Genomic DNA, 15806 nt, shown 5'->3' on the forward strand with positions numbered 1-15806 from the left:
TATTCACTGACAGCGCCAAAACCTGACGTGTTTTTTACAAAAGGCATATAAATGATGTATGCATGAAAAAGGCTTCCGGTGAACCGGAAGCCTTTAAACTATTTTCTGACCATTATTGTTTTACCAATTCGAAGTAGGTATTGATTTCAACATCTTTTGCAACCCCTGCACCGGTAGGATCATATTTAATATCATAATCCAGACGGTTGATCGCAAATTTTGCCTGAACTCCCATCACTTCTTTTCCGTTTTTATTTTTGGTAATTCCGCCAAATGTTACCGGAATGCTGATATCCTTCTGTACATCTTTGATCGTTAATCTTGCTTTTAAGGTATAATTACCGTTTTTATCTTTGGTGAGGACATTTCCTTCCAGTAAAATTTCAGGATATTTGCCGGATCCGAAAAACTCATCACTTCTCAGGTGTTTGTCTCTCATGTCTACTCCCGTATTAATGGTTTCGGAAAATACGGTCATATTAAAAACAGCGCCCTCCAGATTTGCTCCTTTTGTCTCTACTTTACCGTCAAACTTGTCAAATCTTCCCTGAACAAAACTGATCCCCATATGTTTAATCGTAAAATTCACGGAAGAGTGCATAGGATCTACAGCCCATGTTCCCTGTGCAAAACTTAGGATACTGAATAATGCGAACACGAAAGATAAAAGTACTTTTTTCATTGTAATTATATTTTACATTAATATTTTAATTTAATAAAGCTAAGATATAAAAGATATCCCTGAATTTAATGGATATTATTTTTAAAACATAAATCCCGTAGAAAACCACCGAAGAAAAATTCATTTTTTTTATAACTTCGCAGTATGGCAAAACTGAAAACAGCATATTTCTGTCAAAACTGCGGCTCCCAATATTCACAATGGATGGGACAATGCAAAAATTGCGGTCAATGGAATACTTTAGTAGAGGAAATTGTAGAAAAACCTTCTCATAAAACACCTCCATTTTCAAAATCCAAGCAGCATGTCATCAACATCATTGAAGTTGAGACGAGTGAAGAACCCAGAATAAAAACGCCTTCGGAAGAACTGAACCGTGTATTGGGCGGCGGTATTGTACTAGGCTCTGTTACCCTGATCGGAGGGGAACCGGGAATAGGAAAATCTACCCTGCTGTTGCAGCTTGCTTTAAAAATGAAGAAAAAAATCTTCTATGTTTCCGGGGAAGAAAGTGCCTCTCAAATTAAAATGAGAGCCGACAGGCTTACCGATATACAAAATCCGAACTGTTTTCTGTTTACGGAAACCTCATTAGAAAAAATTCTTCATGAGGCCAAAAAACTGGAACCGGATTTTATGATCATCGATTCTATTCAGACGCTTCAGTCCCAATTGATCGAAAGTTCTCCGGGAACCGTTTCCCAGATCAGAGAATGTTCCAATGAAATTATAAAATACGCCAAAGAAACCAGTACTCCTGTATTTCTGGTAGGGCATATCACCAAAGACGGTCAGATTGCAGGACCAAAAGTTCTTGAACACATGGTAGATGTTGTTTTAAATTTTGACGGCGACCGGAATCATCTTTTCAGACTTTTAAGAGCCAATAAAAACCGTTTTGGTTCCACCTCGGAAATCGGGATTTACGAAATGATTTCTCAGGGATTGAAAGAAATCAGAAACCCGTCTGAAATTCTGATCACAAAGAAATTTGAAGAGCTTTCCGGAAATTCCGTTGCCGTTACACTGGAAGGCAACAGGCCAATGCTATTGGAAATTCAGGCATTGGTGAGTACAGCCGTGTATGGGACTCCGCAAAGAAGTTCTACGGGATTTGACTCTAAAAGACTAAACATGCTTCTGGCTGTACTTGAAAAGAGAGCAGGTTTTCAGCTAGGTGCCAAAGATGTTTTCCTGAATATCACCGGAGGTATTAAAACGGATGATCCCGCATTGGATCTGGCAGTAGTAGCTTCCATTCTTTCTTCCAATGAAGATATTGCGATCTCCGAACATTACTGCTTTGCAGGTGAAATTGGCTTAAGTGGTGAAATTCGTCCGGTAGCACAAATTGAGCAGAGAATTTCAGAGGCTGAAAAATTAGGATATGAAAAAATATTTGTTTCAAACCTCAATAAAATTCCGAAAAGAAAATTTGGAATCAAGATTGAAGAAGTCAGTAAAGTGGAAGATTTCCATGAAAGGCTTTTTTAATTGCCGAATATAAATTTCCGGCTTAAAAAAAATTGGCCAAAGCCAACGGATAAATAATATATCGTGGAGCGGGCTTTAGCCCGCTCCTATTGATACCCCGAAAAATATTGAAATACCGGAAACATCTTTTATCTTTTAATATTTTTAATTCATACCTTTAATTTATGAATTATCTGGCTCATTCTTTTCTGACTTTTACTGACGGGCAGATTGTAGGACAATTTCTTGAAGATTTTATCCGGAACAGGGATCGTTTTTCTTTTCCGAAAAATATTCAGGACGGGATTACACTGCACAGGGCCATAGATACTTTTACAGATTCTCATCCTGCCATTCATGAGGCCAAAAAGGCATTTGCTCCTCTTGTAAGATTATACGCCGGAGCATTTGTAGATGTTTCTATGGATTATTTTGTTGCCAATGATCTTTCCCTGAATTCTTTAACCGGATGGAAATCTCATTCATTGCGGGTATACAGGGTATTGCATGAAAATGAAAAATGGCTTCCCGAGCATTTCAAAAAAATGCTGGTCAAAATGGAACAGGATGACTGGTTGTACAACTATCGTGAAGACTGGGGGATAAAATTCAGTATTCAGAATGTTCTTAATAAAGCCCGATATCTGGATAAAGACATTCCTGTTTTTGAAGCTTTTTTAAAAAACAAAGAACGGCTTCAACAATGTTATGATGATTTTTTTCCTGATCTGACCGCTCATGTGAAAGGAATCAACGCATTACTACAGTTAGAAAAATAACAATAAAAAAGCAGCTATGGAACTATAGCTGCTTTTTATTAAAATTGTTTGTATAAATAACGGTTAGGATAGGTCAGTTTTTCACTTTTCCTTTCTCCGCCCACGATTATATGGACAATATTGATCTGATCATCAAATAAATTATAAAGGAAACTTACGGCTGCTTCCACTTTTTTAGGATGGGCAACCGGCTCTGATTCCAGAAAGATATTCACGGATTCATGATCTTCTTCGTAACCTATATAATTGACTTTTAAAAATTTATTATCTGATTTTAGTTTAAAATATTCCTGACAATACTTCTGCAGAGCTTCACTGAGCTGAGTTTTGTATTTCGCATCATTAAAATGAAAAGTACTGCCGTATTTTTTACTTAAACCATCCTCCATATCATCCAGAAAAAACCTTCCGGTTACTTCAAATGTTTTTGACTTTGCATTATAATTGATCTCCACAGATCCTACATGATAAGGATGAACAGCTTCAGCTCTTGCAAAACTCTGAAAGATAACCGTCATTGACAAGAACAGTCCAAACAAAAATCTACCCAACATTACTTTTATAATTTTAAACAAATATAAAAAAAGCAGCAATTATAAAAACTGCTGCTCTCTTTTGATAAGGTTAATTAAGGTTATTCTTTAACGATTTTTTTCGTGATTTTTGTATTGTCATTCAATGTAATTGTAAACAGATATATTCCTTTTACAAGGCCTGAAACATCAATTTTATTTGAATTGGTTTCTACATTGGCTGTTTTAATTAATTTTCCTGAAGCATCATAAATTGCCACTGCAGCTTTAGAATATCTTCCTAAAATAATATTTACATAATCTTTAGCCGGATTAGGAGTAACATTCACCTCCGAATTAAGCTTAACATCTGCGGTACCTAAAGCAGATGTTGTTTTAACAAAATATCCGCCGAAACCTGTAGTCTGGAAACTCACTTCCCAATACTGATATGTATCATTCCATACAATATCGGCAATATTAGGAGCAATCACTGTTGCCGCACCACCGAAAGAAGCTGTTGTTCCTACATTTCCTGCGCTTGTTCCTGTATATTTTTCAATGATAAGATTCGCTTTGTTGGCAACATCAGCAGGAGAAGTAGGCAATTTCGTAGCATTGGTTAGATTATAAGCATCAAAATCAGCCTGTTTAAAATACAAGGTCACTTTTCCTGTCGCTAAAGCGGCATCTGTTGCCGGGTTAATTTCAAATCTTCTCGCCACATAGTTGGGCTGAGCATTATCTACCCATACTTTTGAGGTCACATTTCCTGTTACAGTACTTGCGGTTTCTTTTTCTACCCTTGCAATAAACTGACAGTTATTGGTAAAATAATTATATCCTGAAGCCACGGCAGCTGTTTTCGTCTGATTAGCCGTAGCCAGATTTTTAACTTCCGCTACATTTTCATACACTGTAGCTCTCATTTTAAGATCAAAAGTTCTGGTATTCCAGTTGGTACCGTCTGTTGATGTTTTACTGCGTCCGCTTACGGCAATTGCTTCATTTTTCACGGCTACCCTTCCACCAAGGCCATTGATCACGATATAAAAATCTTTCCCTGTAGCAACCTGAACATTTAAAGCAGATAAATCAATATAATTCCAGCTGAATCTCTGAATATCGTTTACCCAGGAATTTACTGTTTTAGTCGCAATAATATCTCCCGGATCACCATTGGCATTTACTTTTCTGATCTGAATATCAACGGCCATATCACTAGGAATTGTAGATGTTCCTGTTGTAAACGAGAAACCACCCAGCTTTCCTGTTAATGTCGGGGTATATCGGACAGCTAAAGCTGTATTATCAAAATAAGTATTATTTTCTGTATTGGCGATAATATAAGGCTCATCATAAGTCACCACTTCAAAATTGGATTTTACACATCCTAATTCATCGGTAACAGCCTTATAAATATCCAGTTTTCCGTAGCCCCATCTTGTATTGGGAACAATTCCGGTGGCCCCATCCTGTCTCGCATTCCCGGTAAGACGGGACTTCACCTGTGCCGCCGTTAAAGCGGGATTAGCCTGAAGCAGTAAACCAACGGCTCCTGCTACCCCTGGCGAAGACATACTTGTTCCCTGGTTTTTCACATAATAATTGGTCCCGAAAATAATATCCGAAGCTCCCGGAGCAGAATCAGAAGACCTTGAAGATATAACATTCTGGCCTGAGCCTGCAATATCCGGTTTCTGAAAGCCATCCACGCGAGGTCCCTGAGCACTGAACGAAGAAATGGATTCCTGCGGAGTTAAGGTATAATACCCTCCTGCTGTTGTATACCAGCTTGCTCTTCCCATATAAGAAGCCACTGTAATGGCACTGGATGCATTCCCCGGACTTCCTACGATATATTCATTATCTCCGTTTTGCAAAGTAGTGGTTACTCCCTGGCTGTAAAGCCATCCATGAGAGGTGATCTGCTGTGTTCCGTTATTGGTAATATCTAAAGTATAAGTTCCCTGGCTATTGACCGTAGATCCTGAAACTCTGCTTATCACCAGCTGGACGTAGCGTTTATTATTATCATTCCCCCAGTAATTATACATAGAGGCAGTAAAACCACCACCTAATATACTGTGAGCGGTAGTTGTGCTTATATTCTGCGTATACTGCTGTCCGTCAGGGGCAGTTAATTTAGCGGTTACCGGAGAATTATCATTAGCATACATAATAAATGAAAATACAGATGCTGCTGAAGTATTACTTCCCACCGTAAATGTATAAGATTGTGTAGCATTCGGATCTATGGTAACTTTTCGGTGAAGATTGGCTCCATAATCATTTCCTGCGGAAATTACGACTACCCTTCCCGGGCCTGATGCAGTAAAATCATTCACGGCCACTTCATGAGAAGAGGTACCGTCATGAGCACTCGCCTGTCCACCGATACTCATATTGACAACGATGGGTTTATTGAGAGCAGTGGCTACATTTTTAAAATAAGTTAATGCATTGATGGTATTGGTTGTCGGGAAAGATCCGTTTCCTCCTTTTACAAACACAATATCCGCTTCAGAAGAAAATCCTTTATGTCTTTTATCTGCGAATGCAGCTCCGTTTCCTGCAGCGGTACCGGAAACGTGGGTTCCATGTCCGTTACTATCATTTTCACGCACAAAACCTGCCGGCGTACCATCCAGCTCATCTTCAATCTGGGCTCTGGTATATTCTACTCCTGTTGTAAATCCTGCAGGCGCAGTCTCTGTGCCTTGTGCTGTAAGCGTCTGATCCCAAATTGAAACAATTCTGCTTTTGGTCTGGTCACTTGCTTTTCTAAAATCAGGATGTTTCCAATCGATACCGGTATCAAAAATCCCTACCAGAACTCCGGTTCCGTTATAAGCCGTATTATTGAAAACCCCATCCTGCAAAAGACTTGCGCCGGACTGGGCTCTGCTTACATCATTATGAGCTTCATCAAATGTAGGTGCCATTACGGAAGTTACATAAGGAAGATTCATCAGTTTTTCAATATCTTCAAGACTTACCAAAGCTGTAGAAAAAGTAGGAAGCTGGCTCTGAACCAGGAATCCGTCAGCTTTTAATTTTTCCGGTTCTTTTGTATAAATAATACATGAATACATCGTTTGAGCTCCTTTTGAAGTCACCACCAGATGCTGATCCAGTTTCATATCTGCACGTTCCAAATCTCTCACAACGTTTCCTTTCGCCAGATTTTCTTTATTTTTCAACAAAGTATCAAAACGAGAATCCAACTTTTGTACCTGCCCGTAAAAAGCATAAGAGTACAAACCTAAAAAAGCAGCAGTAGCATTTCTGAGAAGCTTCGCTCCTCCATACGAAATGTTTACTTTTGCAGGAAGTAATTTTTTAATATCCATTTTCATTTTTTTGATCCTACAATTATACAATTTTTATTTTAAAAACCTTTTATATAAAGTATTAATAATTAAAAATCATAAAATACCAATAATAATCAAAATAAATTTCTATTTAACATAATATTCTAAATTTAAAAACTCATATTCCAAATGCAGGATTTTCTATTTTATTTACACCTTGGCTGGGAACATATCATTTCTCTGGACGCCCTTGATCATCAGCTGTTTGTCTTAGCATTGATTGCAGTCTATTCTTATAGTGACTGGAAAAAGATTCTGATTCTGGTGACCGCCTTTACAATCGGACATTCTATTACGTTAGCTTTAAGCATTCTGGATGTTTTCAGAGTCCCTTCAGACTGGGTTGAATTTTTGATTCCACTGACTATTGTTCTGACTTCTCTGGATAATATCATTATGAAAAATCAGAAACAGACCCTGATGCGGGCCAATTATTATCTCGCACTCATCTTCGGTCTTGTTCATGGCATGGGATTCGCCAATACAGCCAGGGTGATGATTGCTAAAAGCCAGGGAATAGCCATTCCTCTTCTGGGGTTCAATATAGGGCTTGAACTGGGGCAGATTGTCATTGTTTTTGCAATCCTGGTTATTTTATTTATGCTGCTCAATATTTTTAAAGTGAACAAAAAAGACTGGATTCTTTTTGTCTCTTCCGGGGTATTCGCTTTATCTCTGAAAATGACTTTGGAAAGAATCCCTTTTTAATGCGGAAATATTTTGATTATTTCAACAGCTTATTACTATCTTTGATGATTATTAAATCATTTCGGTTATGAAACTAAAAGTTGGTATACTTTCACTTTCTGTATTTGCATATACAGGTTTCACCGCACAAAATATTCAGAATAACCCCGGCAGCAATCACGGAAACAAATTCGAGCAGCTCGGCACTATTCTTCCTACACCAAACATTTACAGAACCGCTTCAGGAGCTCCGGGTCACGGATACTGGCAAAACAGGGCAGATTATACTATCTCCGCCTACCTGGATGAAGATAAAAGAAATCTGAAAGGTTCTGAAACCATCACGTATCACAACAATTCTCCTGATGATCTGGATTATATCTGGCTTCAGCTGGATGAAAACGAACATTCCACCATTAACAATGCGGGATTTGAGAGTTCAAGTGTCCTTAAGCCGTCTGTTACTGACCAGCAGCTTAAAGTAACCGAGCTTCCCGTCAAAGATAACGGATACGGAGTGATCCTTGAAAAGGTTACAGATGCTTCAGGCAGTCCTTTAAAGTACACGGTCAATAAAACCATGATGCGTATCGATCTTCCGAAAGTACTGAAAAAAGGAGAAAAACTTACATTCAAAGTAGACTGGAACTACAACATTTCCAACAGAATGAAAATGGGCGGCCGCGGCGGCTATGAAAATTTCCCTGAAGACGGCAATGACCTGTACACGATGGCTCAATGGTATCCGAGAATGTGTGTTTACAGTGATTTCCACGGCTGGCAGAACCACCAGTTTACGGGAAGAGGTGAGTTTGCACTGGTATTCGGAGATTTTAAAGTTTCGATGAATGTTCCTGCAGACCATATCGTAGGCGGAACCGGTGAATGTAAAAATTATGATCAGGTATTAACTTCTGATCAGTTATCAAGATACCGAAGAGCGGAAAATGCCGGTGAACCGGTAGAAATTGTAACGCTGGATGAAGCTAAAAAAGCGGAAAAAAATCATTCAAAGCAAAGAAAAACATGGGTTTTTGAAGCCAATAATGTAAGAGACTTTGCGTGGACTTCTTCAAGAAAATTTGTCTGGGACGGCATGCGTGTCACCATCCCTGAAAATAATAATAAAGTAATGGCCATGAGTTTCTATCCCAAAGAATCTTATAACCTTTACAGAAAGTTTTCCACAAAAGCAGTAGCACATACCATTAAAACATATTCGGAATTCACCATTCCGTATCCTTATCCGGTAGCTCAGTCTGTAGAAGCAGCCAACGGAATGGAATACCCGATGATCTGCTTTAATTTCGGAAGAACTGAAAAAGACGGAACTTATTCCGAAGCTACCAAGAACGGAATGATCGGGGTAGTGATCCATGAAGTAGGACACAACTTCTTCCCGATGATCATCAATTCCGATGAAAGACAATGGGCATGGATGGATGAAGGACTCAATACGTTCACCGAATATCTTACAGAAGAAAAATGGGATAACAAATTTCCTTCAAAAAGAGGGCCGGCCTGGACCATTGTAGACTATATGAAGCTTCCGAAAGACCAGCTGGAACCCATTATGAGCAATTCTGAAAATATTGTTCAATACGGACCGAATGCTTACTCAAAACCGGCTACCGGTCTGAATATTCTTCGTGAAACCATTATGGGAAGAGAGCTTTTTGATAAAGCATTTAAAACCTACGCCAAAAGATGGGCCTTTAAACATCCTGAACCTGCAGATTTATTCCGTACCATGGAAGATGCGAGCGGTGAGGATCTTGACTGGTTCTGGAGAGGATGGTTCTACGGAACAGATCCTGTAGATATTGCTATTGATAAAGTAACCGTATCCACTCCTAATCTGGAAACTGATCCTAAAGCTGCCGGAGAGATAAAATATCAGGTAGAAAAACCATTGGTCAACAGTTTCGAAGATCTATCAAAAATCAGAAACAGAGAAGATAAGAATATCACCTTCTATGTGGATAAAGATAAAGAAGCTCAGGATTTCTATTACAGATATGACAGAGGACAGGAAAAAGTGGATCTTAATAAAGACTACACCCTTAAAACAGAAGCTACCCTTCCTTTAGAAGCTAAAGATAAAGAGAAGTTCAAAAATATTACGGCTTATCAAATTGACTTTGCCAATAAAGGCGGGCTGGTAATGCCTATCATTCTTGAATTCACCTTTGAAGACGGTTCAAAATTATATGATAAATCATCTGCCCAGATCTGGAGACTTAATGAACAGAAAGTGTCAAAGACGTATTATTTTGACAAAAAACTAAAGTCTATCCAGCTGGATCCGATGAGAGAGACAGCCGATATTGATACTTCGAATAATTTATGGAGCAGCAATGCAGGGAATAACGAGGTTTCAAAATTCCAGCTCTTTAAACAAAAACAGGAAGGAACTTCTGCAAGAGGAAGTTCCAACGGAAAAGTGAACCCGATGCAGGCGGCAGGAAAAGGCTGATCTCATCATAAAAACACTGATCCTTTCCGGAGGATAAACCAATCTAAATCATATAAAGTTCACCACAACGGTGAACTTTTTCTTTTTTTTAGCCTGAAAGCGACAGGAAAAATCTCAAAATCAAAAGGTTATAACTTTTATATTCTCCCCCACAACCTATTCCCCAAAAATACGTTACCTATTATATTGATTCTGAAATAAAAAACCGTAAAGCAGGAAACAGATATCGCAGACAGAACAATGCTCCCTGAATATATTCAATAATACACTGATTGCCAGAATACAAATAGTTTAAAAAAAACATATTTTTATTCACCATAGTTGGAATAAAAAATTTATCTTTGATGATACTTATACACACCAGATTGTCAAAACCCTGATTGACTTTAAATGTTCAGGAATTGTACACATCAAATATTATTTAACTATGAAAAATGCAAAATTATTAAGCAGAGATGCTCAGAAATCCATCAACGGAGGAGCTGTAGGACGTTTTTGTTGCGAATACAATTACAAAGGACAATGTATTCTTTGGATTGGTCCGGGACAATCTTGTCCATAATCAATCCCTCTCATGACAATCAGAATAAAAGCCGGAAATTTCCGGCTTTGTTATTATTCTTAACTTAAATATTCTTTTACATTCTGCTTATAGGTTCTTCCCAAGGGCAGCTGTTCTCCGGTTTTCAGGTATACATGACCGGAGTCATAAGAACTGATATGTCCGGATAATACAATATAAGATTTATGAATTCTGATAAAACCGAAGTTCTGAAATTTTTCTTCAAAATTGGACATCCTGTCGAGAATCATATATTTTTTCAACGGCGTCATAAGTACAATATATTCTCCAAAACCCTGTATCCAAAGAATATCTTTCAGAAAAACCTTGTTCATCACATAATTGGATTTAAACATAATATAGTCTTCCTCAAGGCGGTTACCTGCAGTATTTTTAAACTGAAGAAAATCTTTAGCTTTATTCACTGCCTTTTTAAAAGTCTCAAAATCCACAGGTTTTACAAGATAATGAACGACGTCCAGCTCAAATGCTTTCACCGCATATTTTGACTCAAGAGTAAGAAAAATACATAACGGCCGTTCCGGGAGCTGCTGCAAAAGCTCTACTCCGTTTATTCGTGGCATATTGATATCAAAAACAACGAGATCAACCTTATTTTCCCTGAGAAAGGACAACGCTTCTTCCGGATTCTGAAATGAAGCCAGCAGCTCCACTCCTTCAAGCTGGGCACAATATTGTTTTACAAGCTGCAATGCAGGATATTCATCATCTACATTAACGATAGTCAGATTAGCCATTGATATTAATTTTTAAAACAATTTTATACCGGTCATCATCTTCCGGTCCGGAATAAAACTCATATTGATTTACATAGAACTTGTTCAGTATATGAACAACCGCTTCATTTCCCAGCCCCTGATATCCGGTTTCAACAGGTTCTGTCCTGTATTTCCCGACAGTGTTTATAATTTTAAAATATAATACTGAACGCTCCATTCCACAGTATAACCTTATAAAACTATGTTCCTCCTCTCCTATTGCAGAATGTTTTAATGCATTTTCAAATAGAGTAAACAATAGAGAAGGCGGAATTTCCACAATATCAAATTCATCCAGATCCTTAATATCCAGCATAATATCCAGCCGGTTATTATATTTAAGCTGGTATAAAGCAGCCAGTGCTTTCAGTGAAGAAAATTCCTGGGAAACACTTATTTTTTCTTTTCCGCTGTCGTAAATAATGTATTGTAAAAGTTTACTGAGCTGCAGAATAGAATCCGGTGTTTTCTCCGAATGGGTAAAGCTATTGGCATACATATTATTCAGAGTATTCAGCAAAAAATGAGGATTCAGCTTGGATTTTAAGAGATCAAGATAAAGCTGTTCTTTTTCTTCTCCAAGATCTATCACATTCTGTTCTATCAGAAATTTGTCTTTGGTAATTCCCAAAAATGAAGCGACGAGAATCACGATGCCCTGAGAAATATATACATTGTAGAGAAAACCCACATGATAGCCTTCCCGGCTGAAATCCATAGTAAAAACAGCTGGTTCCCAAAGAATTCTAAAAAGACTGGACACCAGAAAACAAATTAAAGCATAGAGAATAAACTCCGGATATTTATTGGATAAGTAGAAATGAGGAACCAGATAATAATACACCAGATAATAGATTCCGATATTGAAAAAAGTATTCAAAATAATACTCCAGACTAATTCCGCAGCGTCCAGGAAGTAGTTTTCGGTGAAGTAAGTGATCAAAATGAAGATAAAAAGAAAAAAAATATGCTGAAAACTCAACAAAAACTTCCAGCGATACTCCATAAGGCTTTTCAGAATTTTACCATTAAATAAAATCCTGATAATCAGTAATATAATAATAAAATTAATGATTAAAAACATAACTCATACCCTGTTTTGACACGTATCAAATATAATATCTTTTTATCTCAAAATGCAGTTCGTTGATAAAAACTGTCATTGATTGAAAAATTCAAAAGCCGCTTCTTCTAATAAATATATTTGAGAAACTACAATGTTAATCAAATATTATATGAAGCTTAAAATAAAATTAATCCTCATTTTTTTATGCATTCTTTTCCACAATACTTTCTTGAAAGGGCAAAGTATTGATAATTACAATATGTGGTATCAGTACATCATGAATGCAAAGCTGAGTGATAAAACTACTTTAACGGCTCTTTCGCAATACAGGTCTTTTGATCTGGGCGGAGACGGCAGATTATTCCTGGCCAATGCTTATCTAGAATATGAAGTAGCTCCCGGAGTTGAACCCGGTGCAGGAGCTATGTTTCTGGTCTTAAATTCATACAATTCCAAAAAAGAAAAGGTCACCCGATATGAAACCAGACCTTTTCAACAGGTGACTTTAACAGGGCATATCGGCAGAACTCTACTCAATCACCGGTTCCGGGTAGAAGAGCGTTTCCTGAACAATCCTGAAGAATTTAAGGTAAGGCTGAGATATCTTCTCTCAATGAGAATTCCATTTGGAAAGGTCGGAAAATATTATGGTATTTTAAAAAATGAAATCCGTATCAATGCCACCAAAACAGATATCTTCGACAGCAACCGTATTACGGCAGGGCTTGGTATAAAACTCAGCAAAACCTCCGCTATTGAACTTGCTTTTATCAATCAGCTCGGAAGCTTCAGGACAGACAATTATGCCTATATCGGATTCCGGAATTCCTTCGACTGGAGAAAGAAAAATCAATAAACACCATTACCCAATTATATATAAAAACTATGCTTACATTTCTCGGCTTTTTAATGATTTTTATTTTCATGATCCTCATCATGAACAAGAAACTGACTCCGCTTACCGCTCTCGTTCTCGTTCCTGTACTGATTGCCGTGATCGCAGGATTCGGGCCCGATCTGGGAAAAATGATGAAAGAAGGAGTAAAAGAAATAGCACTTACCGGAGTTATGCTGATCTTTGCCATCCTGTATTTCAGTCTGATGATTGATACAGGGCTCTTTGAACCTCTCGTCAATGCTATTCTGAAAGCGGTAGGTGATAATCCGGTAAAAACAACCATCGGAACTGCTATTCTGACAACACTGGTTTCTTTAGACGGTGACGGTTCTTCTACCTATATTATTGTAGTTGCAGCCCTGCTTCCGCTGTATAAAAAACAGGGTATGAATCCTCTTATCCTTACCTGTATCATTATGCTGGCCGGAGGAATTATGAACATTCTGCCGTGGGGCGGGCCTACTGCAAGGGTAATGAGCTCACTTAAACTGGGACATACGGAAATATTTGTCCCTATGATTCCGGTCATGCTGATCGGGCTGGGCTGGGTCATTATTGTGGCCTATATTCTGGGGGTACGTGAGAAAAAAAGAATCAGCAAACACGGAAAATATACACTCTACAGCGGTCAGGATATTGCCGGGGAAAATGATCCGGCCTTACGCCGCCCGAAATTAATCATCATCAATCTGATTCTTACCATTATCCTTTTAGGAGTCATGATTCTTGATATTATTCCTTTGGGAATTGCTTTTATGATTGCCTTCTGTATTGCGTCTGTCATCAACTATCCGAAACTGAAAGACCAGCAGAAGATTATGTCAAAACATGCCGGAAATGCACTGTCTGTAGCAGGAATGATCTTTGGAGCCGGAATTTTTACGGGCATCTTAAATGGTACCGGAATTATGAGCTCCATGGGAAACAGTATTATAGACATTATCCCCAAAAGCTGGGGAAGCTATCTGAATATTATTACCGCTATTTTTAGCGTTCCGTTAACCTTTTTTCTTACCAATGATGCTTACTATTTTGGAATATTGCCTGTCATTACTGCTACAGGTCATCAACTGGGTATTTCCCCGGATATTTTAGGACGTGCCAGTCTTGTGGGACAGGCCTCTCACTTACTGAGCCCTTTGGTTCCTTCAACATATTTGCTGGTCTCACTGGCCGGAGTAGAATTTTCGGATCACCTGAAATTCACTTTAAAATGGGCCATCGGATCTTCTGTTGTGATGTTACTGGGAGCATTGGTCCTTGGTATTATATAAGGTTATTTCTGTAAATTTCGTATTCTTATCATACAAAAGACTATGGTGAAGCCTTTATTTAAGCAAAGAACCTTTACAGATTCCTATTTAAGGAACCTTACCCTATATGTATTCACAGCAATTATCTGCGGAGCATTAACGGGATATTATTTTCCGGAGACCGGCCGGCATCTGGAAAAAGTAAGCACTTATTTTTTTATGCTCCTTGAAATTTTAATTGTTCCGGTTATATTCATCGCCGTTACGTATGGAGTAAGTTATATTTTCAGTATTAAAAATGCTTTCAGGATTGTGGGTCAGATGATTTTATATTTTTTGATCATCACTTCTGTCAGTACTTTATTAGGAATGGCTTCCGGGCTTCTTTTAAAACCGGGAGCCGATACGGGTATTAGCCTTAGTACCATTCATAAAAGTCTGCCCGAACGGTTTCTGTCTAAAGCCACCAATCCTTTACATGTCAGCAATTATGTTATTTTATTGCTATTATCCATTTCTGCGGGTATCGCTATCGGGCTTTCCAGAGGAAAAGATAAAATCCTTCGTGTACTGGATGAGGGGAAAAACCTGTTTTTTAAACTTATCAAATACGTTTATATTTTTCTTCCGGTCGTTATTTTCTGCAATATCGCTTATGCGATATCTGTGTATGGAATAAATACGTTATTACCTTTAAGTAAAATAGTGGCTACCGTATACCTTACGAGTCTTTTTTTTATTTTCGGAATACTGGGCGTGGTGACGGCTTACTTTAAAATTAATCTCTGGGACTTTCTGATCAGTATCAAAGAGGAAATTATTCTGGTAGTGGCCACCTCTTCTTCCAAAACGGCTTTTCCGATGATTTTTGATAAAATGGAATCACAGGGTTATGACCGGAAGATTCTTCGTTTCGTAATTCCTCTCGGGTATAATTTCAATCTGGCAGGAGCATGCATTTATCTGTCCATATCATGTATTTTCCTTGTTCAGTTTTATAATATTTCTCTTAGTATACAGGATTATTTCTGGCTTTTCATCATTATATCCATTGCTTCCAAAACCGCTTCCGGTGTTCCGGGATCAGGTTTTCTGGCTCTTATGTTTACCCTGAGCCGGTTCGGAAAAATTCCGGCTACAGATCTGGCACTGCTCTACAGTATAGACCGCTTTATGAATGAGGCCCGGTCTGTCACCAATTTCATTGGCATCACTATCTCTGCTGCCATTATTTCTAAACTTAACCAAAATACAACTCCTTAAAA

The 15806-nt window shown here is 38.1% G+C and carries 13 protein-coding genes; 8 read left to right on the forward strand and 5 right to left on the reverse strand.

What is annotated here, in order from left to right; all coding sequences use genetic code 11:
- Positions 1-112 precede the first annotated feature (112 nt).
- Positions 113-682 (reverse strand): YceI family protein, encoded by a 570-nt coding sequence (locus JO178_RS17020; RefSeq protein ID WP_291938436.1) that lies wholly within the window; start codon positions 680-682, stop codon positions 113-115.
- 144 nt (positions 683-826) lie between these two features.
- Between JO178_RS17020 and radA the strand changes: the two genes are divergently transcribed.
- On the forward strand, positions 827-2176 hold the full coding sequence (gene radA / locus JO178_RS17025; protein ID WP_291938438.1) for a DNA repair protein RadA: 1350 nt from the start codon (positions 827-829) through the stop codon (positions 2174-2176).
- 164 nt (positions 2177-2340) lie between these two features.
- Positions 2341-2934: an ACP phosphodiesterase gene (locus JO178_RS17030; RefSeq protein WP_291938440.1), complete on the forward strand. Its 594-nt coding sequence runs from the start codon at positions 2341-2343 to the stop codon at positions 2932-2934.
- A gap of 38 nt (positions 2935-2972) precedes the next feature.
- On the opposite strand, the gene JO178_RS17035 is transcribed toward JO178_RS17030, so the two are convergent.
- Both JO178_RS17035 and JO178_RS17040 read right to left on the reverse strand, forming a co-directional pair.
- Positions 2973-3488, reverse strand: a complete 516-nt coding sequence (locus JO178_RS17035) for a DUF6702 family protein (protein ID WP_291938442.1) — start codon at positions 3486-3488, stop codon at positions 2973-2975.
- Between the two features lie 80 nt (positions 3489-3568).
- On the reverse strand, positions 3569-6799 hold the full coding sequence (locus tag JO178_RS17040; RefSeq protein ID WP_291938444.1) for a S8/S53 family peptidase: 3231 nt from the start codon (positions 6797-6799) through the stop codon (positions 3569-3571).
- Positions 6800-6949: 150 nt separating this feature from the next.
- Between JO178_RS17040 and JO178_RS17045 the strand changes: the two genes are divergently transcribed.
- The 3 genes from JO178_RS17045 (at position 6950) to JO178_RS17055 (ending at position 10545) form a co-directional block, all read left to right on the forward strand.
- The gene (locus JO178_RS17045; protein WP_291938447.1) at positions 6950-7528 is read left to right on the forward strand and encodes a HupE/UreJ family protein; all 579 of its coding nucleotides are present in this window, start codon (positions 6950-6952) and stop codon (positions 7526-7528) included.
- A 67-nt stretch (positions 7529-7595) separates the two neighbouring features.
- A complete protein-coding gene (locus JO178_RS17050; protein WP_291938449.1) occupies positions 7596-9983 on the forward strand; it encodes a M1 family metallopeptidase in 2388 nt (795 codons plus the stop codon).
- Between the two features lie 427 nt (positions 9984-10410).
- Positions 10411-10545, forward strand: coding sequence for a hypothetical protein (locus tag JO178_RS17055; RefSeq protein WP_291938451.1), 135 nt, complete (start codon positions 10411-10413; stop codon positions 10543-10545).
- A 59-nt stretch (positions 10546-10604) separates the two neighbouring features.
- On the opposite strand, the gene JO178_RS17060 is transcribed toward JO178_RS17055, so the two are convergent.
- Positions 10605-11303 carry a LytTR family DNA-binding domain-containing protein gene (locus JO178_RS17060; RefSeq protein WP_291938453.1) on the reverse strand — a complete coding sequence of 233 codons (699 nt, stop codon included), beginning with the start codon at positions 11301-11303 and terminating at the stop codon, positions 10605-10607.
- Complete coding sequence (locus tag JO178_RS17065; protein ID WP_291938455.1) at positions 11296-12408, reverse strand: histidine kinase; 1113 nt, start codon at positions 12406-12408, stop codon at positions 11296-11298. The genes JO178_RS17060 and JO178_RS17065 overlap by 8 nt, the downstream gene beginning before the upstream one ends.
- Positions 12409-12559: 151 nt before the next feature.
- On the opposite strand from JO178_RS17065, the gene JO178_RS17070 reads away from it, so the two are divergent.
- From JO178_RS17070 to JO178_RS17080, 3 genes are read left to right on the forward strand one after another with little or no spacing between them, the layout of a single operon-like run.
- Positions 12560-13246, forward strand: coding sequence for a DUF2490 domain-containing protein (locus JO178_RS17070; protein ID WP_291938457.1), 687 nt, complete (start codon positions 12560-12562; stop codon positions 13244-13246).
- 5 nt (positions 13247-13251) lie between these two features.
- On the forward strand, positions 13252-14562 hold the full coding sequence (locus tag JO178_RS17075; RefSeq protein WP_365867170.1) for a citrate:proton symporter: 1311 nt from the start codon (positions 13252-13254) through the stop codon (positions 14560-14562).
- 42 nt (positions 14563-14604) lie between these two features.
- Positions 14605-15804, forward strand: a complete 1200-nt coding sequence (locus tag JO178_RS17080) for a cation:dicarboxylase symporter family transporter (protein ID WP_291938461.1) — start codon at positions 14605-14607, stop codon at positions 15802-15804.
- Positions 15805-15806: the final 2 nt, after the last annotated feature.

Origin of the sequence: Chryseobacterium sp. (assembly GCF_019236175.1) — a bacterium.
Lineage (GTDB): Bacteria > Bacteroidota > Bacteroidia > Flavobacteriales > Weeksellaceae > Chryseobacterium.